Origin of the sequence: Gibbsiella dentisursi (genome assembly GCF_039539505.1) — a bacterium.
Lineage (GTDB): Bacteria > Pseudomonadota > Gammaproteobacteria > Enterobacterales > Enterobacteriaceae > Gibbsiella > Gibbsiella quercinecans.
This window is the reverse complement of sequence record NZ_BAABDG010000002.1, coordinates 1,108,863-1,133,340: the sequence shown is the minus strand read 5'-3', so window position 1 is coordinate 1,133,340 and position 24,478 is coordinate 1,108,863. Positions and strand designations below refer to the sequence as shown.

At 59.0% G+C, this 24,478-nt stretch carries 21 protein-coding genes and 1 pseudogene; 16 read left to right on the top strand and 6 right to left on the bottom strand.

Annotation, left to right across the window (positions count from 1 at the left end):
- Positions 1-130 precede the first annotated feature (130 nt).
- The 5 genes from ABFX35_RS05585 (at position 131) to ABFX35_RS05565 (ending at position 3,892) form a co-directional block, all read left to right on the top strand.
- Positions 131-649 (top strand): sigma-70 family RNA polymerase sigma factor, encoded by a 519-nt coding sequence (locus ABFX35_RS05585; RefSeq protein ID WP_279027180.1) that lies wholly within the window; start codon positions 131-133, stop codon positions 647-649.
- An 11-nt stretch (positions 650-660) separates the two neighbouring features.
- Entirely contained in the window at positions 661-1,617 is a 957-nt protein-coding gene (locus tag ABFX35_RS05580) for a FecR family protein (protein WP_279027181.1), read from the top strand.
- Between the two features lie 131 nt (positions 1,618-1,748).
- Complete coding sequence (locus tag ABFX35_RS05575) at positions 1,749-2,600, top strand: energy transducer TonB (RefSeq protein ID WP_346079714.1); 852 nt, start codon at positions 1,749-1,751, stop codon at positions 2,598-2,600.
- Between the two features lie 58 nt (positions 2,601-2,658).
- A complete protein-coding gene (locus ABFX35_RS05570) occupies positions 2,659-3,414 on the top strand; it encodes a MotA/TolQ/ExbB proton channel family protein (RefSeq protein ID WP_346079712.1) in 756 nt (251 codons plus the stop codon).
- A 52-nt stretch (positions 3,415-3,466) separates the two neighbouring features.
- Entirely contained in the window at positions 3,467-3,892 is a 426-nt protein-coding gene (locus ABFX35_RS05565; protein WP_183096545.1) for an ExbD/TolR family protein, read from the top strand.
- A gap of 70 nt (positions 3,893-3,962) precedes the next feature.
- Here the strand turns inward: ABFX35_RS05565 and ABFX35_RS05560 are convergent, their stop codons facing one another.
- Together ABFX35_RS05560 and ABFX35_RS05555 are read right to left on the bottom strand one after the other, a co-directional pair.
- On the bottom strand, positions 3,963-4,151 hold the full coding sequence (locus ABFX35_RS05560; RefSeq protein ID WP_147439825.1) for a hypothetical protein: 189 nt from the start codon (positions 4,149-4,151) through the stop codon (positions 3,963-3,965).
- Between the two features lie 77 nt (positions 4,152-4,228).
- A complete protein-coding gene (locus tag ABFX35_RS05555; RefSeq protein ID WP_346079710.1) occupies positions 4,229-5,557 on the bottom strand; it encodes a CapA family protein in 1,329 nt (442 codons plus the stop codon).
- A 218-nt stretch (positions 5,558-5,775) separates the two neighbouring features.
- Here ABFX35_RS05555 and ABFX35_RS05550 point away from each other — a divergent pair, with 218 nt between their 5' ends.
- Genes ABFX35_RS05550 through ABFX35_RS05540 form a run of 3 tightly spaced genes read left to right on the top strand, consistent with a single transcriptional unit; the run spans position 5,776 to position 7,986 of the window.
- On the top strand, positions 5,776-6,567 hold the full coding sequence (locus tag ABFX35_RS05550; RefSeq protein ID WP_279027187.1) for a transporter substrate-binding domain-containing protein: 792 nt from the start codon (positions 5,776-5,778) through the stop codon (positions 6,565-6,567).
- Positions 6,568-6,574: 7 nt separating this feature from the next.
- Complete coding sequence (locus ABFX35_RS05545; protein WP_095844882.1) at positions 6,575-7,243, top strand: amino acid ABC transporter permease; 669 nt, start codon at positions 6,575-6,577, stop codon at positions 7,241-7,243.
- A gap of 11 nt (positions 7,244-7,254) precedes the next feature.
- A complete protein-coding gene (locus ABFX35_RS05540; RefSeq protein WP_279027189.1) occupies positions 7,255-7,986 on the top strand; it encodes an amino acid ABC transporter ATP-binding protein in 732 nt (243 codons plus the stop codon).
- A gap of 63 nt (positions 7,987-8,049) precedes the next feature.
- On the opposite strand, the gene ABFX35_RS05535 is transcribed toward ABFX35_RS05540, so the two are convergent.
- Entirely contained in the window at positions 8,050-10,371 is a 2,322-nt protein-coding gene (locus ABFX35_RS05535) for a molybdopterin-dependent oxidoreductase (protein WP_346079708.1), read from the bottom strand.
- A 413-nt stretch (positions 10,372-10,784) separates the two neighbouring features.
- Between ABFX35_RS05535 and ABFX35_RS05530 the strand changes: the two genes are divergently transcribed.
- Genes ABFX35_RS05530 through ABFX35_RS05510 form a run of 5 tightly spaced genes read left to right on the top strand, consistent with a single transcriptional unit; the run spans position 10,785 to position 16,269 of the window.
- Complete coding sequence (locus ABFX35_RS05530) at positions 10,785-11,765, top strand: sugar ABC transporter substrate-binding protein (protein ID WP_279027193.1); 981 nt, start codon at positions 10,785-10,787, stop codon at positions 11,763-11,765.
- A gap of 47 nt (positions 11,766-11,812) precedes the next feature.
- Positions 11,813-13,312, top strand: a complete 1,500-nt coding sequence (locus ABFX35_RS05525) for a sugar ABC transporter ATP-binding protein (protein ID WP_346080862.1) — start codon at positions 11,813-11,815, stop codon at positions 13,310-13,312.
- Positions 13,309-14,295 (top strand): ABC transporter permease, encoded by a 987-nt coding sequence (locus ABFX35_RS05520; protein WP_095844886.1) that lies wholly within the window; start codon positions 13,309-13,311, stop codon positions 14,293-14,295. The genes ABFX35_RS05525 and ABFX35_RS05520 overlap by 4 nt, the downstream gene beginning before the upstream one ends.
- Entirely contained in the window at positions 14,295-15,299 is a 1,005-nt protein-coding gene (locus ABFX35_RS05515) for an ABC transporter permease (RefSeq protein WP_346079705.1), read from the top strand. The genes ABFX35_RS05520 and ABFX35_RS05515 overlap by 1 nt, the downstream gene beginning before the upstream one ends.
- Positions 15,300-15,318: 19 nt before the next feature.
- Positions 15,319-16,269, top strand: coding sequence for a carbohydrate kinase family protein (locus ABFX35_RS05510; RefSeq protein WP_346079703.1), 951 nt, complete (start codon positions 15,319-15,321; stop codon positions 16,267-16,269).
- Between the two features lie 27 nt (positions 16,270-16,296).
- On the opposite strand, the gene ABFX35_RS05505 is transcribed toward ABFX35_RS05510, so the two are convergent.
- The 3 genes from ABFX35_RS05505 to ABFX35_RS05495 are packed head-to-tail and all read right to left on the bottom strand — an operon-like array spanning position 16,297 to position 19,483.
- Complete coding sequence (locus ABFX35_RS05505; protein WP_346079701.1) at positions 16,297-17,325, bottom strand: 2-hydroxyacid dehydrogenase; 1,029 nt, start codon at positions 17,323-17,325, stop codon at positions 16,297-16,299.
- Positions 17,326-17,327: 2 nt separating this feature from the next.
- Positions 17,328-18,821, bottom strand: coding sequence for an FGGY-family carbohydrate kinase (locus ABFX35_RS05500; protein WP_346079699.1), 1,494 nt, complete (start codon positions 18,819-18,821; stop codon positions 17,328-17,330).
- Positions 18,822-18,871: 50 nt separating this feature from the next.
- The gene (locus tag ABFX35_RS05495) at positions 18,872-19,483 is read right to left on the bottom strand and encodes a methylthioribulose 1-phosphate dehydratase (protein WP_346079697.1); all 612 of its coding nucleotides are present in this window, start codon (positions 19,481-19,483) and stop codon (positions 18,872-18,874) included.
- 442 nt (positions 19,484-19,925) lie between these two features.
- Here ABFX35_RS05495 and ABFX35_RS05490 point away from each other — a divergent pair, with 442 nt between their 5' ends.
- The 3 genes and pseudogenes from ABFX35_RS05490 (at position 19,926) to ABFX35_RS05480 (ending at position 24,474) form a co-directional block, all read left to right on the top strand.
- The gene (locus ABFX35_RS05490; protein WP_346079695.1) at positions 19,926-20,957 is read left to right on the top strand and encodes an LLM class flavin-dependent oxidoreductase; all 1,032 of its coding nucleotides are present in this window, start codon (positions 19,926-19,928) and stop codon (positions 20,955-20,957) included.
- Positions 20,954-22,111 (top strand): amidohydrolase, encoded by a 1,158-nt coding sequence (locus ABFX35_RS05485; protein ID WP_346079693.1) that lies wholly within the window; start codon positions 20,954-20,956, stop codon positions 22,109-22,111. Before ABFX35_RS05490 ends, ABFX35_RS05485 begins: the two co-directional genes overlap by 4 nt.
- A gap of 70 nt (positions 22,112-22,181) precedes the next feature.
- Positions 22,182-24,474 (top strand): annotated as a pseudogene (locus ABFX35_RS05480) (NtaA/DmoA family FMN-dependent monooxygenase).
- Positions 24,475-24,478: the final 4 nt, after the last annotated feature.

Here is a 24,478-nt window from a genome sequence, read left to right as displayed (position 1 = left end):
AATTAACCTTCCGCTTTGCACACGGTGCCTCCGTGGCTAAGAACGGCGCCATTCCAGGATCGGCGGTAACGATCCTTTTTGCGGCCTGTGAAAGGTTTTACGCTAAGAATTAAGAAAGACGGATGAGACAATGCCTGCCGAATTTACCAGCCGAACAGATGCATTAACGCTAATTTTTCGTAGCGATTACCGGTGGCTCACGGATAAGCTGAGACGGCGGATCAGCCATGGCACCGGTGCGGAAGATATCGCCTCCGAAGCCTTTGTTCGGCTGGCGGCAATCCCGGATTTGCTTAAAATCCGGGAGCCACGCGCCATGCTCACCACGCTGGCCCAGCGGATATTGTATGAAACCTGGCGCCGGCGCGATCTGGAGCAGGCATATCTCAACGCGCTGGCAAGCAACCCGCAGCATTGCCATCCTTCGCCGGAAGAGCAAGAGATGGTGATCGAATCCTTGCTGGCCATTGACCGCGCGCTGGATGGTTTGTCTGTTAATGCACGCAAGGCGTTTTTATTTAATCAGCTAGACGGTATGACCTATGCTGAGATTGCTAAAGAGTTGAACGTTTCGGCCAGCATGGTGCGCAAATACGTGGCGAAAGCGCTCACCAACTGTTACCTGGCGACCGCCGGCCAGACTGAGTAACCCATAAAATAATGAGAGCATGCCAACGCCCCGATCCCGCCGCCCAACAAGCCATCGAATGGATGGTGTTGCTACGCTCTGGCGAAGCCACGGATGAGGATTTCCGTGAATACGAACGCTGGCGTTATGCCGATGCCAGCCACGACGCCGCCTGCGCCCAAATAGAAACCACGCTGGGAAAAATTCAATCACTGACGCATACCATGCCAAGTGAAAACGTGCGCCAGACCCTGCTCGCCCCCTCCAGCCGCCGCAAGTTTTTGCAAAACACCCTGGGCATTGCCGCCGTAGCCGTGGTTGGCGGCCTGGTGGTGAACCAAAAATATCCGGTGCCTTACCTGTTGTCTGATATTCACACCAATACCGCCCAACGGCGGCGGATCGAACTAAACGACGGCAGCGTTCTGGATATGAACGCGCGCACGGCGCTGAATATCGCGATCAACGATAGCCTGCGCAACGTTGAACTGCGCACCGGCGGCTTTATTGCCGATGTGGTGAATGACGCCAGGCCGTTTAATGTGAATACCGGGATGGGGCGCATCTTGGCAAGCGAAGCGCGTTTTAACGTGCGCCAGGAATCCGGCGGCATCCATCTGGCGGTATTGGAATCCGTAGTTAAAGTGACTAACCTGCGCGGCGAAAACCGGCTGCTCGAAGCCGGCCATGGTCTGTGGTTCAACCATGACACGCTGATGCCGGTCGCCATTTCCCCTTATGCCGAAACCGCCTGGACCCAGGGCCGGTTGGAAGTGCAGGATGCATCGCTGAGTTCGGTGATCGATTCGCTAAGAAATTACAGCCCGGCGATTATCCGCCTGGATCCGGCGATTGCCAGCCTGCGCGTCAGCGGCAACTTCCCGCTGGACGATGTGCCATACACGCTTGATGCCCTGGCGCAAACCATGCCGATCGCCATTACCCGCACCACGGGGTATTGGATCCGCATCACCGCAGCCGACGCGTGATCTCGCTTTTTTTCCACTTTTTTATCCTGGCCGGTGTCACTTTTGCTTCCTCATTGCACATACAAGATAAGTTCCCCCCGATTGCGGATCGTGCCGGTTAGCAAGCAGTCAGGATTTATCGAGAGGTCGTGGTGAAAGCACAGCACCTGATAGTGAAAGAAAGGATTGAAGTGCCGAAAAGCGCAGCGCCCGCCATGCTTTTTCCCATTGGGCTTGCGGCGGCGAAAAAAGATCGCGTGCCCAAGCTGGCGATTGCAGCCGTAGTGTTAGTCCACTTCGTGCTGATTGGCGCGGCGATTACGCACACCACACAATACCGGCCGCTGGACATCATCAACCCTGCCGAACAAAGCAGTGTGCAGGTGACCATGGTCGAAATGCCGCAGCCCGAACCGCCGCCGGCCCCTCAGGCGGCTACCGAAACACCGGCGTTGTTGACGGCGGAAAATAGCGAACGCGAAGTGGCGCAAAGCGAAGAGGCGCCGCCAGAGCCTACGCCTGTCGCACCGCCGGTGCCGCCAAAGCCGAAACCCAAGCCCAAGCCCACCCCCAAGGTCGAGCCAAAACCCAAACCGGTGCGTGAAGTCACGCGTCCGGTGAGCGAAGAAAAGCCCTTGCCGGTACAAAACGCCAGGGTCGCCGATAAGGCCGCGCTGCAAGCGACGGCCAAGGGTGAAATGCTAAAAAGCGCGCCCAACGCCACGCCGAAAATGGTTTCGACCATTGGTTGCATGGTGCCGGCGCCGGACTATCCTCGCAAGGCCAAACGGCTGCGCCAGGAAGGTGAAGTGTTGATCCGCCTGGCGATCAACGCCAACGGCAGCCTGGGGCGCGGCGAAATCGCCCGCAGCAGCGGTTATCAAGATCTTGACCAGGCGGCGCTGGCGGCGGTTTCCGGCATACGCTGTAACCCGTATCTGGAAAATGGCCAGGCGATTTCCGTGATGACGATTCAACCCATTACCTTCAAGTTACCCCGTTAGCCCATCTGGCGGTGGATGACCATGACCGATAGCGTTTATTGATAATCGAGGAAGCAAAATGAATGAGTTTGGCATTGAGCACATTTGGCAGCAGGGCGACATCGTTACCCGCTCGGTGGCCCTGGTCCTGCTGGTCATGTCCGTGATGTCCTGGTCGGTGATTGTGATTAAATGCATACAGGGCGCGGGGTTACGCAAAATCGCCCTGCGCACCAAACACCGTTTCTGGAGCGAAAAAACGCTGCCGGCCGCCATCGACTCATTAGGCAACAGCGCGAATAACCCGTTCCGCGATCTAGCGATAGCCGGCCATGCGGCGATGTCCCACCAGTACAATATCGAGGCCGGCATCAGTAACAATCTTGATATCAGCGACTGGCTGGCGCGCGAGCTGAAAAACAGCATTGACGACAATAGCGCGCGCCTGCAATCGGGCCTGGGTATCCTCGCCTCCATCGGCAGCACCGCGCCATTCGTTGGCCTGTTGGGCACCGTATGGGGCATTTATCATGCACTGCAGTCCATCAGCATGGTCGACCAACCGGATCTGGCCCATGTCGCCGGCCCGGTCGGCGAAGCGCTGATCATGACGGCGTTCGGCCTGTTCGTGGCTATCCCGGCCGTGCTGGGCTTTAACACCATCAGCCGGCGCAACCGCACCTTGCAGCATGCCATCGCCCGCTTTGCCCATGATCTGCATGCCTATTACCTCACCGGCTCGCGCATTACCTCCACCGAGGTTACCGAACTGCGCGCTGTCGATGCGCAAACCGCCCATCGCGTCCAGCCGTTCCGTGCCGGCCAGTCGGTGTAATGGCAAGTAAAATAGCCCTAATGGGATAGGCTCTAAGAGGGGAAAACGAATAATGAGTATGTCAGGCAACTCGCAGTTCGAAAGCGAAGACGACGGGTTGGTCAACGATATCAACATGACGCCGTTTATCGATGTCATGCTGGTGCTGCTGATTGTATTTATGATTACTCTGCCGGTGATCAACCACGCGGTAAAAGTCAATCTGCCCAAGGCGAACGCCAGCGCGCTGGAAAAAGACCCTCAGGCCATTGATATTTCGGTGCTGGCCGACGGTAGTATCGCCTGGGATAAACAGCCCGTTGACGACGCCACCTTAAAATCCCGGCTGGAAGAAACCGCCAAACGGCCACAACTGCCCCATCTGCGTATTTACGCCGACAAGGCCGCGGAATACGGCCGCGTATCCTATGTGATGACCAGCGCGCAGAGCGTCGGCCTAACGAAGTTTGATTTCGTCGTCGATAAAAATGCGCAGTAAACCGCATCGCCCCACGTAACGCCGCACCGCTGGGCCGGCGTTACGCCCCTGGTGGGCGGGAAAGGGTGTATTACCCCAGCAGCTGTTGTAACCGCCGGTCGTAATTGTTCAGGAAATCCCGCATCAAACGGAAGCATTCGGTTTCTTCATAATCCACCGTAGCCACGCCCGTCTCATCAAATTGATAAATCCGCGCGTTGGGGTATGAGGGAAGACTAAAAGGGTAGTGGTCAGCATCCATGCCTTCGAGTCCTTTCATCTCAAGTTTGATTAAATAATGAAAAACGGGAATAACCTGAGGTTATTCCCGTACATGACGTTTGTTTAATACAAACCTTAGGCAGCGCTGAATGTCACCAGGCCGCTGGTTTCATCATAGCTAAACTGCGTGCCGTAGCGTTCGCTCAGCCGCATGAGCAGCGCGGCGATTTCATGCCCCTGCTCGGCGGTGACGATCTGCGGCAGCCCGCGCGACAGTGGGCGCTCGCGGTTCATCCCCAGATCCAGCGGCAGCAGTTGGCAAGCCAACCCGCCTTCCACCAGATCAAATATCGCCAAGGCATTTTGAGAAAAACGCGCTTCAGCGTTAAAACCGATAAACTCGCCCGCGCTGTTTTTCGCCCGCGCTTTATGCAGATCCGAAGGGCGTGCATTGGCCGGGTGACCATAGGCTTCATACATTTCCGGCCCGATGATCGATTCGCCCGCTTCAAATTCCATCAACAGGCTGCCGAGGTTATAGAAAATCGGTTTGCCGTGATACAGCTCGATGCCGCGCATAAAGTGCGCGCCGTGGCAAACCACCGCGTCCGCGCCGGCATCCACGGCACGGCGGGCAAAGGCTTCGATAAACTCCGGCGCGTTGGGGGAATACCAACTGTCGTTGTCGCCTTCATGGGTGTGCAGGCTTACCAGCGTGAAATCACTGCGATTTGCCGCGTCGCGAATGCTGTGTTCATTGGCCAGGCAATCCTGTTCGTTGAACCAGGTGCGCACCTTCGCCTGCTCGCCGCGTTCAATCTGCAATGAGCTTTCAAACAGCGAACCGAACTTGAATTCGTCATCGCCCTTATCCGCCATCACTTCAACCCGCATCCCCTCGCGCACGCTTTCGTCAATTCCCAGCAGCCGGGTGATGTTCTTCAACTGCTCAAATTGCTCATCGGGCAGCACATAAGCACGCCCCCAGCGCAGCGGGTTCAAACCGGGGCGGGCAACCGTGCCGGCGCCGGCGTTGGCCGCCAGGAACACTTCAGAACGCGTCGAGCCCAGCGCCACAACGGCGACCCGCCCTTTTGCCGTATCCAGGAAACGCGGCAAACGGGCATCATCCAGATTGCGCCCCAGCCCGCACGGGATCAGCCCACGTGCTTCCGCCGCCTCAATGGTGCTCACCACGCCTTCCCAGCCGAAATCGCCGGTATGGTTATTGGCGAAAGACACCAGACGAATGTTCAGATCGGCGAACTCATCGAGCGTTGCCGGTTTAACCGCCGTAATATAACCGCGGCCGGCGGCTGGCGGAATATTCGGCTGCGGACAGCTGAATTCTGCGTTAGCAAATACGGCGTCTGCGCTGGCGAGCAAATCAATAACTCTTTTATCCAGCCGATTTACCATATTTCGGCTGGAAAATAATAAATCGCCACAGGCTATAATTCTCATCGGTTCCCCTGGTTTACTTATAGATTAAACCATTAAATATTTATGGTTATTTCGTTCTACTGATAAAATCATAAAGCTTTTCGTCATTGTTTCCTCTAGCTTATTGCATTATAACTTATACCAAATATGAATAATGCCGGCTTTACCGGATCCTATACACTAGCGGTTTGTTTTCATCACATATAATAATCAGATCTCAATAAATCCAGGGTAAAATAATGAAAAAATTCAATAAAGGAGTGTTATCCTCTGTTGTGCTCGGCGTGTTGTTATTGGCCGGCTGCGATAATTCTGATAACAAACCAACGGATGAAAAAGTGCTGCACGTGGGCACCTTTGGCGTCAGCATCGGCTTCTCTTACAAGCAAAATGGTAAGGACTACGAAGGCTACGACATCGCCACGGTCAATGCCGTGGCCAAAAAGCTGGGGTATTCACGCGTTGAGCTGACCACCGCCGACATGACCGGCCTGTTCGGCATGCTCGACTCCGGCAAAATCGACACGATCGCCAACCAGGTGGAAGTGAATGACAAGCGCCGTGAAAAGTACCAGTTCTCACAAACCTACATTTATTCCGGCGCGCAGTTGGTGACCCGCAAAGACGATAACAGCATCAACCGCATTGACGATTTAAAGGGCAAGCGCCTGGGGGTTGACGTCGGCAGCAGCAAGGAAAACTTCCTGCGTAAAAATTACCCGGATGCCGGGATCAATATCCACACCTATGACGAACCCAGCGCCATCATCCAGGACGTCGCCCTCGGCCGTCTTGATGCCTACATCATGGACCGTGCCGGCGCGCAGCTGTTGATCGATAACTCTCGCCTGCCGTTAAAACCTTCGGGCGAGCCGGTATATCGTTACCAGGAAGCGTTTCCGTTCGTGAAGAATGAGAAAGGCGATGCGCTGCGCAAACAGTTCGATGAAGCGCTCACGGCGCTGAAAAGTGACGGCACGCTCAGCAAGCTGTCGCAGCAATACCTCAAACAGGATGTAAGCAAGGAATAATAAGCGCATGAATTTTGATCTGAGCTTTATGCTTGAAGCTTTTCCGGTACTGCTCAGTTACTTGCCCATGACGCTTTTCCTGGCGGTAACCTCTATGGTTATCGCCTCGCTGATGGGTATGGTTCTGGCGCTGATCATCCGCAACCGGATTTTTATCCTTACCGCCGCTGCGGAAGTGTATATCTCGTTCTTCCGTTCCGTGCCGACGCTGGTGACGCTGTTTATCTTCTATTTTGGTATTCCGCAGTTGTTCCCCGGCATCAGTATGATGAACGCCATTTCCGCCACCATCATCGCACTGAGCTTCAAGAATGCCGCTAACCTGGCGGAAGAGTTCCGCGGGGCAATGAACTCAGTGGATAAAGGCCAGATGGAGGCGTGCCTGTCCGTTGGCTTAACGCGCTGGCAGGGGTTCCGCCGCGTCGTGCTGCCGCAAACCGTGCGCGTCGCCGTGCCGGGCATGAGCAACTACCTGATCATGCTGATTAAAGAATCGTCGCTAGCGTTTACCGTCGGCGTCACCGAGATCTTTTCACAAACCAAGATATTGGCCAGCAACTCGTTTCGTTTTCTTGAAAGCTACCTTGCCGTGGCGCTGATTTACTGGGCGGTCACCATCCTGTTGACCCTGTTACAGAAACGCATTGAGCGCCGGCTCAATCGCCCGTACCAATAAGGAGGCTGCCCATGTTAACGATCGGCCATTTAACCAAATCCTTTGGCGACAACCGTGTGTTGAACGATATTTCGCTGCAGATCGATCAAGGCCAGGTGGTGGCGATTATCGGCCCTTCCGGCTCCGGCAAATCGACGCTGCTGCGCTGTATCAATCTGCTGGAAACGCCGGACAGCGGCACCCTGAAGATCGCCGATACCCAGGTTACCGCCGGCAACATCAGTAGGCAGCAAGAGAATGAATTGCGCAAACATACCGGCATGGTGTTCCAGCATTACAACCTGTTTAAAAACAAGACCGCGCTGGAGAACGTGACGGAATCGCTGATCATTGCGAAAAGAATGCCGAAGGCCCAGGCAAACGAGATCGGCTATGCCCTGCTGGATAAAGTGGGGTTGCGCCACAAGGCAGACAGCTACCCGGCAACGCTGTCCGGCGGCCAACAGCAGCGCGTTTCCATCGCGCGGGCGCTGGCGGTTAAGCCAAAGGTGTTGTTGTTTGATGAACCCACTTCCGCGCTCGATCCGGAACTGGTCAATGAAGTGCTGCAGGTTATCCGTTCGATTGTCGATCACCAGACCACCATGATCCTGGTGACGCACGAAATGTCATTCGCCAGGGACGTCGCCGATCGGGTGATCTTCATGGCCGACGGCGAAATTGTCGAAGACAATAGCGCTGCGGCATTATTCGATAACCCGCAACACCAACGCACTCGCCGCTTTTTGCAACCGGGGTTGTAAACCCCGTCCATGACTGCATTATCGCCCGCCACGGCGGGCGATAATGCGTGAAACCTACGCTGGCTACAGCGCAGTATCTGCTTCGACGAACGCCGGCGGATCAAAAGCCGTGATGGGCGGCAGCGGTTCGCGCCAGCGCTCAATCTCCACCCAACAGCTTTGGGCGCTGCATCCTTGCCCCAGGCGGGAACTTCCCCGATCTTCGGTCAACACGTTCGGGTTGCCGTGTTTATCAAGCGAGCCAGGAACGCGCGGGTCCAGCGGATCGTACCAGGCGCCGGTGGAAATCTGCACCACGCCGGGCAGGATCTGGTCGCTGATATGCACGCCGGCCAGGATCGCACCGCGTTGGTTAAACACGCGCACCACCTCACCTTCCGCAATGCCGCGGGCGCGGGCATCCGCCGGGTGCATCCACAACGGCTCGCGGCCGTGGATCTTGGTCGCGCGGCTGACGCTGCCATGATCGTACTGGCTGTGCAGGCGGGTGCGCGGCTGGCTTGATAACAGATGCAGCGGCCACTGCTGCGCCATGCGCCGCTGTGCCTGGGCTTCTTCCTCATCCCACCACGGGTGGCCGGGGCATTCACTGTAGCCGAACCCGGCGACCGTCGCGGAATACAGCTCTATCTTTCCGGAAGGCGTTGAAAGCGGAAAGCGCTGCGGATCGGCGCGAAAATCCGCCAGGAACACCTGCCGCCTGGCGGGAGGCGCGAACTCCAGCTTGCCCTGCTGCCAGAAATCGTCAAAATCGGGTAATTCCACCCCCTCTTCTTCTGCCCGCGGGCGCGAATCGTCATACAGTTTGCGCAGCCACTGATCGGGATCGCGCCCTTCGCTGAACTGCGAGTGAAAGCCCAACCGCTCCGCCAGCCCGCAGAAAATGGCGTAATCATCGCGGGCCTGCGCCACCGGTTCGATCAACTGGCGCATCGCGATCATAAAGCCGTCATGGCCGCCGCTGCCGATATCGTTGCGCTCCAGCGAGGTGGTCACTGGCAGCACAATGTCGGAAAACTTCGCCTGCGCGGTCCAGAACTGTTCATGTACGATCACCGTCTCCGGCCGGCGCCAGGCTTCGATCAGGCGATTGAGATCCTGATGATGGTGGAACGCATTACCGCCGGCCCAGTACACCAGGCGGATATCCGGATAATGAAGATGCTGCCCGTCAAACTCATAGCTGCCGCCGGGGTTAAGCAGCATATCCGCGAGCCGCGCCACGGGGATCACGGTATTCACCTGGTTCTCGCCGCTTGGCAGGCGCGGGCCGGAAAAGGCGATGCGTTCGGCTCCCGCCAGGTTGGTGCAAGCATAGCCAAACGCCAGGCCGCCGCCCGGCGTACCGATTTGCCCCAACAGGGCCGTCAGAGCCACGGTGGCCCAATAGGCCTGCTCGCCCTGGCGCGCCCGCTGTATCGACCAGGAAATATTCACCATAGTGCGTTTCGCCGCCATGGTGCGGGCCAGTTCGACGATCTGCGCTTCGGCAATGCCGGTAATGGCGGCGGCCCAGGCGGGGGTTTTTGCCACGCCGTCGCGCTCCCCCAACACATACGGCTTCAGTTGCTCGAAGCCCGTGGTGTGGCTGGCGACAAACGCCCGATCGTAACGTTCTTCGGCAATCAGCACATGGCAGAGCGCCAGCAACAACGCGGTATCGGTGCCCGGCTTGATCGCCAGCCACTGCGCATTGCTCACCGCGCTGAGATCATTTTTCACCGGGCTGAGATTGATAAATTGGACGCCATTGCTTTGCATCCGCTCGAGCCAGTATTTCAGCATGTGGTCATTGGCGCCGCCGCCGTTGACCTGCGCATTGCGCAGCGGCAAGCCGCCAATGGCGACGAACAGCTCGCAATGCTCGGCTAACACCGACCAGTGGGTATGCTGCTTATGCAATGGGCTGAGTGGGCCAAGGATATGCGGTAGGATGCGTTCGCCGGCGGCGCTGCTGTAGGTGTTGGTGCTGGCGGTATAGCCGCCGTAGCTTTTTAGAAAGCGGTGCAGTTGGCTCTGGGCATGATGGAAGCGCCCGGCGCTGGCCCAACCATAGGAGCCGCCGAAAATCGCCTGGTTGCCGCAACGCTGTTTCACCGATTGCATTTCGCGCGCCACCAAATCCAGCGCCTGTTCCCAACTGACTTCCACGAAGGGTTCCTTGCCACGGCCATCGCGTGCGGCGGCCCCGTGCTGGAGATAGCCCAGGCGTACCGCCGGGCGGCGGATGCGGGTGTTGCTGGTGACGGCACCGGCTAAAGACAGGCCGATGCGCGAGGGGTTTTTGTCCCATTCCACCGGCGAAACCGACGAGATGTGGCCGCCCTCGGTGGCCACACGGTAAGTCCCCCAGTGCATCACAGCCAGGTTATGCTCCGCTTTCATTCATTCATCACTTTTCAATATGTTTAAGGGCGCTATCATAAAGCGGCCACCAGCGAAAAATAAACTGCCGGCAGCAATAAAATATCCCGCCGGTATGAAAACCACTGGATAATAATCTGTGTTTTTGGCCGTTTTATGGCATTAACCCTAGGCCAAAAGCGGCCATCAGGTTTTTTAAGTTGTTTTTATCTTGCAAATTTATTCGCCGCGAGATAATGGCACACAAAAATAATGGCTTAATGGCCCTGCGGTTATTTGCAACGCCAATCCGTGGCTATTTTCATTTAGGCGTGTGCGCTTTATTCCATTTGATATTCCGGGAATAAGTTAGACGTTTTTTTTATTTGGGCTTGTCTGGGGTTATTGTCATTCTGTCAGCCTGCTGACCCATAACACTCTGGATGATAATAACAATGACGCTTAAAAAAAGACTTTTACCTGCAACCGCCGGTCTGTTGTCACTCGTTTCGGCAGCGATTCACGCCGCCGACGCACCATCGCTACAAGGGAAAACCATCGGTATCGCCGTCGTCGGCACCCAGCACTTCTGGGATCGCGAAGCCTATAAGGGCGCAACCGAAGAAGTCGAAAAACTGGGCGGGAAAGTGATCGGCGTTGACGGCGGCCGTGATAATCAGGTACACGCCAATAACCATGATATTTTGCTGGCACGCAAAGTGGATGCGGTCATCAGCATCCTGGGCGACAGTGCCGTAGAGCCTAAATTCAAAGCGCTGCGCGCGGCGGGCATCCCGGTTTTCACCGTGGATCATGTTTCACAATACTCTATTAATAATACCACCTCCGATAACTATACCCTTGGCTCGACCATTGGCCGCTATACGGCCGATGAATTAGGGGGTAAAGGCAACGTGGCGGTATTTAATGCCTTCTCCAATTCCCTGCGCATTTGCGGTATTCGCTACGATCAATGGAAATACGTGCTGAAGGATTACCCGGATATCCACATTATTCAGCCGGAATTGGCCGAACAGTTTGCCAATTCACCTGAAGATGCGCGCAAGAAAACCCTGGAATTATTAAGCCAATATCCAAAAGGCAAACTGGATGCAATTCACGTCGCCTGCTGGGATCAGCCGGCCATCGGCGTGGTTCAGGCGCTGGAAGAAACCGGGCGGGATAAAGACGTCAAAGTGACCGCGATTGACGCCGGCCCGGAAACGCTGGAAATCATGGCGGAAAAAGACAGCCCGTTTGTCGCCAACATCGCCCAACAGCCGCACCTGATCGGCCAGACGTCCGCCGATAACGTCGCCCGCTATTTCGCCGGGGCAAAACTGCCGATCCAGACCTTCATCCCGGTGGTGCCGGTGAAAGGGCCGGAAGAAGCGAAAGCCGTTTACAAACAACTGGGCTACGGTGAGTTGAAGTAGTGAACACCAATACCACGCACGGGGGAGCGCCCCCGTCTGGCCTGGTGATGCACCAGATCAGCAAACGCTTTGCCAACGTGGCCGCGCTCAATGCGGTCACCTTAACCATCAACCCCGGTGAAATTCACGGCTTGATCGGCGAGAACGGCGCCGGTAAGTCCACCCTGATTAAAATTCTCGCCGGCGTCTACCAGGCGGACGGCGGCAGCATAACCCTGGACGGCGTCAGCCTGCCGCAGGGCAAACCCGCCGCCATCGAAGCACTGGGCATCCGCGTTATTCATCAGGAGCTGAACCTGATCCCCCACTTCACCGTGGCGGAGTCGGTGTTTCTTGGCCAGGAGTATCGGCGGGCAGGCGGCTGGCTCAATCGCCGGCGCATGATAGCCGCCACCGAAGCCTTCTTCCGCAGCACCTGGCAGTTGAATATCGACGCCCGGCGCCTGATCCGTGATCTGAGCCTGGCAGAACGTAAACTGGTGCAGATTGCCCGCGCGCTGATCGATGGCGCCGCGCGCCTGGTGGTGTTCGACGAACCCACCGCGCCGCTCGAGGCCCATGAAGCGAGCCTGGTTTCCGCCGCGATCGTGCGCCTGCGCGAGCAAGGGATCGCCATTCTGTATATTTCCCACTATCTCAATGAGATCGCCGCGCTGTGCGATCGGGCGACGGTATTACGCAATGGCGAAGTGGTCGGCTACCCGGACCGCGATCTGCTGCAAAACACCGATGCGGTGATCAACCTGATGGTCGGGCGGGATATCGAACAGCTCTATACCCCGCGCCAAAACGCCGCGGCCGCCGCAAGCACGCCGCTGTTGGCGGTCAGGGGGCTTTCCGACGGCCGCCAGTTGCACAACGTCAGCTTTGAGGTAAAGCCGGGCGAGATTGTCGGCGTGGCGGGCCTGCTGGGCGCCGGCCGGGATATTCTGATCGATACGCTGTACGGGCTGAAAACCGCCAAACAGGGCGAGATCGTGCTCGACGGGCGCCCGCGCCGCATCACCTCCCCCAAGCAGGCGATCCGTGCCGGCATGGCGCTGGTGCCGCGGGATCGGCGTCATCAGGGGCTGATCCTGCCGTTTTCCGCAGCGGATAACATTAATCTGGCCTCGCTGCCCAACACGGCCACGCTGGGCTGGGAACGGCGCGCGCTGGCGCGGCAAAAGGCACAGGACTGGATTACGCGGTTAAGTATTCGTCCGGCCCGCCCGGAGATCCCGGTGCGCTATATGAGCGGCGGTAATCAGCAGAAAGTGATCCTGGCCCGTTGGCTGGGCACCGATGCACGCCTGTTTATTCTCGATGAGCCAACGCTTGGCGTGGACATTGGCGCACGCAGTGATATTTATCAGCGCACCCGGCAACTGGCCGAGCAAGGCAGAGCGGTGCTGGTTTCTTCCAGCGACGCCACCGAACTGCTGGGCCTGTGCGACCGTATTCTGGTGATGTGGCGGGGTGAGCTGGTGGCGGATTTGCCCACGGCAGCGCTAACGCTGGATGCCTTGTTAGTGGCAATCAATGGTGGACAGGAACAACCGGTATGAGCACTGATATCCAGCCGCGCGGCGCGCTGCGCGCCTCGGCGCTGATTGAACGATTCCCGTTAATCTTATTCTTCGCCCTGCTGATTTGGCTCAGCATCCAGTCGCCGTGGTTCCTTAGTTGGCAAAACATCAGTTTAATGCTGGTGCAAAGCGTGCCGCTGGCGATTTTAAGTTTTGGCCTGGTGTGTGTGATCGCCGTCGGCGGTGATGACGTGGTGTCCGGCGGCATCGATCTCTCCTTACCGGCGATCGCCGTGTTGGGCGTGGCGTTGCTAAGCCTGGGGATGACCGAATGGCTGCTGCCTTATCCGTTGCTGCTGGCCTTGCTGGCGGCGGCGTGCCTGGCGTGCGGGGCGATCAACGCCCTGCTGGCGCTGGTGGCCGGGCTGCCGCCGCTGCTGGCCACGCTGTCAACCTCCGTGGCGTTTACCGGCCTGACCGATCTGCTGACCGGCCAGCGACGAATCAGCGTCAGCGATCCATTGATGGTGGCGTTTCGCGACGACAACCTGTTCGGCCTCCCCTACCCGCTGCTGTATTTGCTGGCGGTGTTTCTGCTGTTCCAGTATCTGGTGCACCATTCACGCTTCGGCCAGCATATCCAGGCGGTGGGCGGCAACCACGATATGGCGCAGATGTGCGGGCTGAATGTGCGTGGGCTGACGTTCAGCGTTTGGCTGCTGGCCGGCGTAGCGGCCGGGCTGGCGGTATTCCCCTTATTGAGCCAGGGTTCGGGCAGCAGCAGCGGCACCGCCACCCCGTTGCTGCTGGAAACCGTGCTGGCGACCTTTATCGGCGCCGCCTTTTCCCGCCGCCGGGTCGTTACCATCTGGGGGGCATTGCTCGGCGCCGTGTTGGTCAATGCCCTGTCCAACGGGCTGGGGCTATTGGGGGTGAATATTTTCTGGATGGGCGCCATTAAAGGCGCGCTGATCCTGGTGGTGCTGGCGGCCTCCGCATTGCAGCACAAAGGGGGCAAATAATGCGTTTATTCACCTTGATGCGTGCCGGCACGGCGGAAAACACCGGCCGCACGCCGCTGGCCTGGCTTTCGCGCGCGGGGTTCGCCCTGATCACGCTGCTGGTTATCGCGCTGTTCAACTGGGCCAACCCGGTTTTTTTAACGCTGGGTAACTGGGGCAACCTGCTGCAAGGCTGCGCCATCTTGCTGATCGTGGCAATGGCGATGACGCTGATCGTCAGCGCCGGCGCCATCGATCTTTCCGTCGGCGTGGCGCTCGACTTCGGCGCCGCCTTCGCCCTGGTGGCATTGAAAACCTGGCAACTGCCCTGGGAGATCGCGGTGCTGTGTGCCCTGCTGGGGGGCGTCACCATTGGTTTGCTCAATGCGTTTTTGATTCTGGTGTGCCAGATCAGGCCGTTTCTCGCCACGCTCGGCACCTGGTTTATCGCCAGCAGCGTGGAGCGGATTTATACCGACGGCGGCGGCGCCATTTCCTACCGGCGGATGGCGCCGGAATATCACGATCTGGCGGTGGGCAATCTGTGGGGCATCCCCACGCCGATTGTGATTGTGCTGGTTCTCTGGCTGGCCGCCTGGCTTATCACCGAACGCACGCTGTTCGGCAAACGGGTGCGTGCCGTGGGGCAGAACGGCGAAGCCGCGCGTATCGCCGGGATCCGCGATCGCCAAACCCTGTTTTGGGTGCTGATCGCCGCGTCGGCGTTGTGTGCGGTCGGTGGGGTTATTTTGTCCGCTAACCTGCGCCAATTTACCCCGCTGGCCGGGCAGGCCTACCTGATGGACGCGATCGCCGCGGTTTTCATTGGCACCGCATTTAATCGCCAGGGGCGCGTCAGTATGGCCGGCACCCTGGGCGGGGTGCTGTTCCTTGCCGTTATCGACAATGGGCTTAACCTGATGGGGCTCAATTACCTGGTTAAAGATGCGCTGATCGGGGTGATCCTGGTGGTGGCATTGGCCGTTTCATTTTGGCAGGCGCGCCTGCGCCAGCACCGTTACTGATTTTTAAGGAGATTGGGCTATGTCTTCCCCGTTTGACGCGGTTTTCGTCGGGCTTACGATTCTGGATATTGCCGGGCGGCCGGTAAGCGGCATTCCTGCCGGCGGCGGCGTGCAGTTTATCGAGCAGATCCGCCTTAACCCGGCCGGCACTGCGGCGGGCGCAGTGATCAACGCCGCCAAGCTCGGCATTAACACCGCGGCCGTCGCCTGCCTGGGCTATGACGAAAAGGCGGATTTTATTCTCAGCAGCTACCGCCGGCTGGGCATTGATTGTTCGCTGATCCAGCAAACCGCCAACAAGGAAACCTCCGCCACGCTGTTGCCGATCCGCCCTAACGGCGAACGGCCGGCGTTGCACTGCCGCGGCGCTTCCGATGAACTGTTTGTGGCGGACGACCAGTTCGACCAAGTGCTGAACTGCCGCTTCCTGCACCATGGCGGAACCGGGCTGCTGGCCGCAATGGATCAGGGGCAAAGCGCCCGCCTGCTGGCGGCGGCCAAGCGGCGCGGCGTGGTGACCAGCTTCGATTTGATCGCGCCGAACAGCGAGACGTTGGCCTTATTGCGCCCGCTGCTGCCCCACGTTGACTATTTTATGCCTTCCCTTGAAGAGGCCGCTTTCCTCTCCGGGCTGCAGGATCCTGCGCAGATCGCCGCATTTTTCTTTGCGCTTGGCGTCGGCAACTGCGTTTTCAAAGATGGGCCGCACGGTTCATGGCTGTTCACCCGGGAAAAAGCGCAGCATATCCCGGCCTGGCAGGTTACCGCACTGGACACCACCGGCTGCGGCGACAGCTACTGCGGCGGTTTTATTGCCGCACTGGCGCGCGGGCTGGCGGTTGAACAGGCGTGCCAGGTGGCCTCGGCGGTGGCGGCGCTGGTGGCGACCGGGCTCGGCTCGGATGCGGGGGTGGTGGACTGGGAACACACGCAGGCGTTTATGGCCAACACGCCGGTGTACGCCGGGTAATCAACCGGGGCCTGACGGCCCCAAGTCTTAGCGCCAGGCGTACAACAGCGGCTCACCGGCCACATAGCGCTGCAAATCCGCGGCGATCATGGCGGTGTGTTTTTGGATGCTTTCACGCGTTGCGCCGGCGATATGCGGGGTAATGATGACGTTATCCAGCTCATTGATGAACGGGTGCTCACGCCACAACGGTTCCTGATGGTAAACGTCCAGCGCCGCACCGCCCAACGGCCCGTGGCGTAGTGCCGCAATCAGATCCGCTTCCACGACCACCGCGGCGCGCGAGGTATTAATCAGCAACGCGCCGGGTTTCATCGTGCTCAGCAGTTGGGCGTTGACCAGGCCATCGCTGTGCGGCCCGCTGCTCAGGTGCAGGCTGACAATATCGGCCTGGGCAAACAGTGCCGCCAGCGTGGTTTTCTGTAGCCCCGGCTCATCAATATCCTCCGCAGCAACGAACGGATCGACCAGCAGAATATTCATGCCGAAGGCTCGCGCGATACGCGCCACCCGGCGGCCAATGTTGCCATAGCCAACCAGCCCCAGCGTTTTATTACGCAGCTCGCCGCCTTTAAACACTTCATACGGGCTCTCCGGGCTAACGTCCCACACCACATCGCGCCGCAGCCCCGCCTGGGTTTGGGCTTCGCTTTGTGCCTGGCGCGTGAAAGCGCCACGCTTTAACGCCGCGTGGGCCTGGGGAATATGGCGCATTAGGCTGAGCATCAGCCCGAGCGTTAACTCCGCTGCGGCGTCGGCATTGCGCCCCGGCGTATACAGCACGGTGATCTTGCGCGCACGCGCCGCCTGAATATCAATATTCACCGGGTTCGCACGGGTGCAGGCGATCACCTGCAGGCGCGGGCAGGCGGCGATCACCTCCGCGGTGATATCGTCGTAGCTGGTGACCAATACCTCGGCATCGTGCGCCAGCGCGACCATCTGTTCGGGCTGGAGTTTCGGTTTGCCGAGCGCCCACCCGGCCACCACCAGCTCCCCCAGGGCATGGAACGGCTGCAAATCGCCGGCATATTCAGCGGTAAAAACGATTTTCATGATTAGTTTTCCTGAGAATGGAGGCTTTGTAATGCGTCGTGCCTTGCCTGCCACACCGGCTGCAACCGTTCACGCAACAGGCGATAGACCGGGAACAAAGTGCGGTAGGTGGCATGCGCCTGCGGGTTAGGCAGGTAGCGTGTCTGTTCGATATCCGGGGAGTGGCTGAGCGCCCCGACGCTGCGGGCGGCCAGAATCGCCGCCCCGCGGGCGCTGAGTTCGTTAAAATGGCTGGCCACCACGGTTCTGCCGGTACAATCGGCGATGATCTGCAGCCAAGTGGCCGAGGCCGCACCGCCGCCGGTCAGGTACAGGCTACCGTCATTGGGGTAGCCCTGCAGCGAATCGACGATCGCATAGGCCAACCCTTCGAAGACCGCGCGTTGAAGCTGCGCGCGGGTGGTATGCTGGCCCACGCCAAAATACCCCGCCCGGGCGGTGGGGCTGAAAAACGGCGCCCGTTCACCGTTCAAATACGGCTGCCAAAAGACGCCGCCGCTGCCGGGCGCCACGGCGGCGACCTCGTGCTCCAACGCCACCAGATCCGGCGCCAGCGAGATCTGCTGTTGCAGCCAGTCGATATTAGGGGTGCCGGCCTGCATGGGGAACAGGTTGATAAAGCTGCCGGCTTCGGTGTGCGTCACAAACCGGGTGCCGCTGCTGACGGTTTCCCGGCCATGGCAGACGATGCCGGTGCAGCAGGTGGTGCCGAGAATGGTGTAGATATCGCCGTCGTTAATCGCGCCGCATCCCAGCGCGGCGCTACACACATCCAGCGCGCCGGCGGCAATCGGCGTGCCGGCCGCCAGGCCGCACAACGCGGCCACCTCTTGGCGCAGAGTGCCGGCCTGAGCATCCGGCGGCAACAGCGGCGGGAATAATGGCCGCAGGCTTTCCAACTCCAGTTCTTCCAGCATCAGCGACGAAAGCGCGCCGGTGGCCTGATTGAGCAACGAAGCGCTGGCGTCGGTAATGTCCAGCGCGGCGACGCCGGTTAAACGAAAGCGAACCCAGTCCTTGGCACAGAACAGGTAACGCGCCGCCGCCAGCCTTTCCGGTTGAAAGCGCCGGAGCCAACAGAGTTGCAGGCTGGTGTTGCACGGTTGCAGATGGGTGCCGGTTTCGGCGAACAGGCGCTGATCAAGCCCTGGCCGGGCGAGCAGTTCCGTCATCAGCGCATGGCTGCGGGTATCACTCCACAAGATGCCGGGGCCGACCGGGTTGCCCGCCTCATCGCTAAGCCAAACCCCTTCCCCCTGCCCCGCCAGGCCGATGGCCCTGATCTGCCCCTGTTGCAGTTCCGGCGCCTGCGCCACGCGGCTTAAGGTGCGTAACACCGATTGCCACAGTTGCTCCATATCCTGTTCCGCCGCCCCATCGGGCGCCAGGTTCGGGCGGGTGTTCTCCGCCGCGCTGGCGATAGCCTGAAAATCACGGTTAAACAGCACGGCCTTAACGCGCGACGTGCCGATATCAATGCCCAGAAACAAATCCATACACGAAGACTCACTGTTGTCAGGCCAGAAACGCTGGCGCTGGCGTGCGGTTAATCACGCTCGTAGAGGCGGCGCTGCATCTCGCATTCGAAGAGGAATTCCAGGCCTTCCAGGTGGCGTTTGGCGACGTTGACGTCTTCCCCCCAGCAGGTCAGGCCGTGGCCGCGCAGCAGGAAGCCGTATTGCAGTTGGTTCGCCTGCGCATAGCTTTCGATGCGGCTCGCCAGCGCGGCAATATCCTGATCGTTATCAAAGATAGCAATCGGCACGCTGGCCAGGTGGCTATGCTGGCCGCTGAGCGTTTTTTGCATCTCATAGCCCTGCAGCACCAGTTGCGCGCGCTTCTCAATGCGCGACAGCACGGTGGCATTCACCGTATGCACGTGCAGCACCACATTGGCCTGCGGGAAAAGGCGGTAAATCAGGGTATGCAATCCGGTCTCGGCAGAAGGTTTGCGCCCCGACGGCGCCTGATTGCTGGCAATCTCAACCTGCAGGAAATCGGCCGGGGTCAGGCTGCCCTTATCCCGGCCAGACTCACTGAGCCAGCACCACTCGCTGTCCTGGCGAAGCGACATATTCCCGCCGGTTGCCGGCGCCCAGCCCTTGGCGCCAATCCAATGACAGGCGGCCACCAACTGCGCCAGTTGTTCTTGCCACATACAAATTTCCTCACTTAAAACGTGCGCCCGAGAGCCGCCGGCAGCCAATAGGCTCGCCGCCCGCGGTATGAAATATTTAGGGTATAAATGGCTGATTTTTCGATGCTATCATCGCGGATCGCTTTGGGCAATATTACTCATTTATATGAAAAAAGAATTTCATATTCCGTTTTAGCATATTAATAAATAGCCAAAATAATTCGACAAGCAGGGAACCAGCAGAAAATAAAAACGACTTTCACAGGATAATTTCACCGCGGAACACAACGCTTTTGCGTTTTCTCCCGCAACGTGAAGTAGGCCGGGTATAGCTTAATATCCTTATTAAGCATGCATAAATTTCCTCAAAATTTTAACTTAGGATATGAGAATTTAATATTTCTCCTGCGGTAGAGATAATTCTAATAATAATTTCACATTACATGATGCAGAGAAATTAGGGATGTCCTACCGACTGAGTATTCTTGATAAAAGCCCACTGGCGGAAGGCGAACATGCCGAACGGGCATTGCAACGGACGCTGGCCCTTGCCCGCCAGGCGGAAAGCTGGGGTTACCACCGTTTCTGGCTGGCGGAGCACCACAACAGCCCGCGGCTCGCCAGCCCGGCGCCCGAAGTGCTGATCCCCTGGCTGCTGGCCCATACCAGCCATATCCGCATCGGTTCAGGTGGCGTGATGCTCCAGCATTACAGCGCTTATAAGGTGGCGGAAAGCTTCAATTTATTAGCCAATCTGGCGCCGGGGCGCGTCGATTTGGGCATCGGCAAAGCGCCGGGCGGTTTGCCGCTGGCAAGCCGGGCGTTACAACGCGGGATCGATCCGGCGTTGCGCGGCGACTTCGCCGAACAGTTGGCCGAACTGGATACCTGGCTGAGCGCCGCCTCACCGGCTACCGAGGACAGCGATACGCTGTTGGCCACGCCGCTGCCGCGCATCCCCGCGCAGCGCTTCCTATTGGGCGCCAGCGAAGAGAGCGCCCGGCTGGCGGCTCGCCTCGGCTGGCATTTCGTGTTCGCCGCGCACCTTAACGGCGATCGCAGCGCGCTGCAGCGTATCCGTGCGCTGTGGCGAACGCTGAATAGCACGGGGCAGTTTATTGTCGCCGTGCAGGCGATTGTCGCCGCCAACAGCCAGCAGGCGCAGGCCCTCGCCCGGCCAGAGCCGCTGTGGCGGGTGGAGCTGGAAAATGGCCAGCACGTCACGGTATTAACCCAGGAACAGGCCGAGACCTTCGCGCGCCAGGCGGAAAGCCCGGTGCGGCGCATCGAACCGCGTGAACCGTCGTTGCTGAAAGGCACCGCGGCGCAGGTGCATGCCGAACTGGCCGCCCTGCATCAGGCGTTCGGCATTGATGAATTTATTATCGACACCCCAATCGAAGACGGCCAGGCGCGGCTCACATCCCTGCAGCTTCTGGCCGAATACGCCCGGCCGACCGCCGGCACCGACCTGTTAACCGAGGAGGCTTCGTGAGCTACGCGACTGAAAAACAGCTGATTGAATGGCGCAGAGAGCTGCACCAGCATCCTGAATTGTCGAACCAGGAATTCGCCACCACGCAGCGCATCCGCGGCTGGCTGCAACAACACGGGGTGCGCCTGCTGCCGTTTGATTTGCCCACCGGCGTGATCGCCGAAGTGGGCCAGGGCGAGACGCAGGTGGCGCTGCGCGCCGATATCGACGCCCTGCCGATCGATGAAGCCAGCGGCGTCGCCTTCAGTTCCCGCAACGCCGGGATCATGCACGCCTGCGGGCACGATATTCATACCAGCGTGATGCTGGGCGCCGCGCTGCTGCTCAAGCAGCGCGAGGCGCAACTGCCCGGGCGGGTGCGGATTCTGTTCCAACCGGCCGAAGAGCAGTTTGGCGGCGCCGCCCGGCTGGTGAAGGCCGGCGCGCTGGAGGGGGTGAAGGCAATCTTCGGTATGCATAACGAGCCGGGGTTGCCCATCGGCACCTTCGCCACCCGCGCCGGGGCGTTTTACGCAAACGTTGATCGCTTCGCTATCCGCGTCGCCGGTAAAGGGGCGCATGCGGCTCGTCCGCACGAAGGCAAAGACGCCATACTGATTGCCAGCCAATTGGTCAACCTGCTGCAAAGCGTTGCCAGCCGCAGCATTGATACTCTGGAATCGGTGGTGGTCAGCGTTACGCGCATTCAGGGCGGCAATACCTGGAACGTGCTGCCGGAAAGCGCCGAACTGGAAGGTACGGTGCGGACCCACAATCCACAAGTTCGCCTGGCGGTGGAAAAACGCGTGCGCCAGATCGCCGCAGGGCTGGCGGCCAGCTTTGATGCCGAGATCGAGGTGCAGTGGTTTGCCGGCCCGCCGGTGCTGGTCAACACCGCCCGCTGGAGCGAGTTCGCCAGCCGCGAAGCGGCACAATCCGGCTACCAGACCCGCACGGCCGAGCTGCATATGGGCGGCGAAGATTTCGCCATCTATTTGCAACACATTCCCGGCGCGTTCGTCAGTATCGGCAGTGAAAGCCAATATGGTTTACACCATCCGCGTTTTAACCCGGATGAAGCGTTGATTGGGCCGGCGGCGCATTATTTCGCCCGGCTGGCCGAAAATGCCTTGATCAATATCGCGGCGGAAGAAAACCAGTCCGCCCTGGCCTAAATAATCGTTGAATATCAGGGTAGCGTTTACGCTATCCGGGGCTGCTTTATCTTTTTTTCAGGAATGTATTATGGCGACAAGAGAATTACGTTTGGGGACAATAATACAAGGCGCAGCGGGAAATATGTCCGCCTGGCGCCACCCGGCGGCCAAGGCCGATGCCAGCATTAACTTTGATTTCGTAAAAAGCGTGGCGCAAAAAGCCGAACAAGGGAAATTTGATTTTCTGTTCGTGGCGGACGGGTTATATATCAATGAAAAATCCATCCCGCATTTTTTAAATCGCTTTGAACCGATCACGTTATTATCCACGCTGGCCGCCGTGACCCGTCATATAGGCCTGGTCGGTACCCTGTCCACCTCTTACAGCGAGCCCTTTAACGTGGCGCGCCAGTTTGCCAGCCTGGATCACCTGAGCGGCGGGCGCGCAGGGTGGAATGTCGTGACGTCGCCATTGGAAGGCTCCGCCAAAAACTTTTCCCGCGCCGCGCACCCCGAGCATGCCCTGCGCTACCGCATTGCGGATGAATATCTGCAGGTGGTGAAGGGGTTATGGGATTCCTGGGAAGCCGGCGCGTTTGTGCGCGATCAGGCCAGCGGGCGTTTCTTCGATCCGGCAAAGCTGCATCCCCTTCATCATCACGGCGACTTTTTCCAGGTGGAAGGCCCGCTCAATATTGAACGCACGCCGCAAGGCCGCCCGATTATCTTCCAGGCCGGCGCCTCGCACGATGGTAAACAGCTAGCCGCACGCCACGCCGACGCCATCTTCACCCACCAGCACACGCTCGAAGACGCGCAGGCCTTTTACCAGGACGTGAAATCCCGGCTCGAAGCCTACGGGCGCCGGCCGGAGCACCTGCAGGTATTCCAGGGGGTAAGCGTGATTGTCGGCAGCGACGCCGCGGATGTCGAACGGCAGTACCAGGCCACCGCCGCGTTGGTGTCGATAGAGAACGCGCTGAACTACCTGGGCCGCTATTTCGAACACCATGATTTCAGCCAGTATCCGCTCGACGCCCCCTTCCCGGACATCGGCGATCTGGGGCAAAACAGCTTCCGCAGCACCACCGATGAAATCAAGCGCAACGCACGCGAACGCGGCCTGACCCTGCGCCAGGTGGCGTTGGAAGCCGCCACGCCGCGCCCGCTGTTCCACGGCACCCCACAGCAGGTGGCCGACGGCCTGCAACACTGGTTTGAACAGCATGCAACGGACGGTTTCATCATCAACGGCGGGACACCGGACACCTTCCCCCGCTTTGTCGATCAGGTGGTGCCGCTGCTACAGGCCCGTGGCCTGTTCCGCCGCGAATACCCCGGCGAAACCCTGCGCGCCAGCCTCGGCCTGCCGGAGCCGGCCAATCAGTTCGCCGCCAACAATAATAAACAATAATCGCTGATAACGAGAAAACGCTATGCAGATAAAAACGCCACTCCTGGCCGCCGCCGCGCTAATGGTGTTCGCCCATACGGCGCTGGCCAATGCTGAATCCGTCAGTATCAACGGGCATGCCGTCAGCCTGGAAGCCAATAAAACTCCCATCAATACGGTGAAAAACCCCCAGGCCATCGCCGCGATCCCAACCGGATACCGCTTCGCCCACCCCAACACCTTTACCGTGGCGATAGCGGCCCTGAACTCGCCGCCGCTGACGGTATTTTCCGATGACAACAAAACCCTGCTCGGCAGCGAAGTGGATATCGCGCGCCTGGTGGCCGACAGCCTGGGGCTGCAGCTCAACGTGGTGCCCACCTCATGGGAAGACTGGCCGCTGGGCGTCACCTCCGGCAAATACGATGCGGCCATCAGCAACATCACCGTCACCAAAGATCGCAAGGCGAAATTCGATTTCGCCACCTACCGCCAAGACTCACTGGGTTTTTACGTCAAAACCAGCAGCCCGCTCAAAACCATCGCCAAGCCGGAAGACATTGCCGGCCTGAGGATCATCGTCGGTTCCGGCACCAATCAGGAAGCGATACTGCTGGCCTGGGATCAGGCCAATAAGGCCAAGGGGCTGAAGCCCTTTACTCCGATCTACACCAAAGACGATGCCGCGCAAACGCTGGCGCTGCAATCTGGCCGCGCGGACGCCTACTTCGGGCCGAACGTGATCGGCGCCTGGAAATCGGCGCTGACCGGCACCACCCGGCTGGTCGGCAGCGTCAATGGCGGCTGGCCGAAGGCGGCGCACATTGCCGTCACGCTGAAAAAAGACAGCGGCCTGGTGAATGCGGTGCAACTGGCGCTCAACGGCGCGATCGCCAACGGCGACTACGACAAAGTGCTAAGCCGTTGGGGCGAGAGCGTAGAACGTATCCCCGCGTCTGAGATTAACCCCGCCGGTTTAGGTGATTAAGGAG

Excerpts from the sequence above, each read along its gene's own strand:
- ABFX35_RS05540 (WP_279027189.1), top strand. The coding sequence starts at position 7,255 with ATGTTAACGATCGGCCATTTAACCAAATCCTTTGGCGACAACCGTGTG.
- ABFX35_RS05565 (WP_183096545.1), top strand. The coding sequence starts at position 3,467 with ATGAGTATGTCAGGCAACTCGCAGTTCGAAAGCGAAGACGACGGGTTG.
- ABFX35_RS05570 (WP_346079712.1), top strand. The coding sequence starts at position 2,659 with ATGAATGAGTTTGGCATTGAGCACATTTGGCAGCAGGGCGACATCGTT.
- ABFX35_RS05490 (WP_346079695.1), top strand. The coding sequence starts at position 19,926 with ATGTCCTACCGACTGAGTATTCTTGATAAAAGCCCACTGGCGGAAGGC.
- ABFX35_RS05500 (WP_346079699.1), bottom strand. The coding sequence starts at position 18,821 with ATGGATTTGTTTCTGGGCATTGATATCGGCACGTCGCGCGTTAAGGCC.
- ABFX35_RS05510 (WP_346079703.1), top strand. The coding sequence starts at position 15,319 with ATGTCTTCCCCGTTTGACGCGGTTTTCGTCGGGCTTACGATTCTGGAT.
- ABFX35_RS05545 (WP_095844882.1), top strand. The coding sequence starts at position 6,575 with ATGAATTTTGATCTGAGCTTTATGCTTGAAGCTTTTCCGGTACTGCTC.
- ABFX35_RS05555 (WP_346079710.1), bottom strand. The coding sequence starts at position 5,557 with ATGAGAATTATAGCCTGTGGCGATTTATTATTTTCCAGCCGAAATATG.
- ABFX35_RS05560 (WP_147439825.1), bottom strand. The coding sequence starts at position 4,151 with ATGAAAGGACTCGAAGGCATGGATGCTGACCACTACCCTTTTAGTCTT.
- ABFX35_RS05535 (WP_346079708.1), bottom strand. The coding sequence starts at position 10,371 with ATGAAAGCGGAGCATAACCTGGCTGTGATGCACTGGGGGACTTACCGT.
- ABFX35_RS05505 (WP_346079701.1), bottom strand. The coding sequence starts at position 17,325 with ATGAAAATCGTTTTTACCGCTGAATATGCCGGCGATTTGCAGCCGTTC.
- ABFX35_RS05520 (WP_095844886.1), top strand. The coding sequence starts at position 13,309 with ATGAGCACTGATATCCAGCCGCGCGGCGCGCTGCGCGCCTCGGCGCTG.
- ABFX35_RS05585 (WP_279027180.1), top strand. The coding sequence starts at position 131 with ATGCCTGCCGAATTTACCAGCCGAACAGATGCATTAACGCTAATTTTT.
- ABFX35_RS05525 (WP_346080862.1), top strand. The coding sequence starts at position 11,813 with ATGCACCAGATCAGCAAACGCTTTGCCAACGTGGCCGCGCTCAATGCG.
- ABFX35_RS05495 (WP_346079697.1), bottom strand. The coding sequence starts at position 19,483 with ATGTGGCAAGAACAACTGGCGCAGTTGGTGGCCGCCTGTCATTGGATT.
- ABFX35_RS05550 (WP_279027187.1), top strand. The coding sequence starts at position 5,776 with ATGAAAAAATTCAATAAAGGAGTGTTATCCTCTGTTGTGCTCGGCGTG.
- ABFX35_RS05515 (WP_346079705.1), top strand. The coding sequence starts at position 14,295 with ATGCGTTTATTCACCTTGATGCGTGCCGGCACGGCGGAAAACACCGGC.
- ABFX35_RS05580 (WP_279027181.1), top strand. The coding sequence starts at position 661 with ATGAGAGCATGCCAACGCCCCGATCCCGCCGCCCAACAAGCCATCGAA.
- ABFX35_RS05530 (WP_279027193.1), top strand. The coding sequence starts at position 10,785 with ATGACGCTTAAAAAAAGACTTTTACCTGCAACCGCCGGTCTGTTGTCA.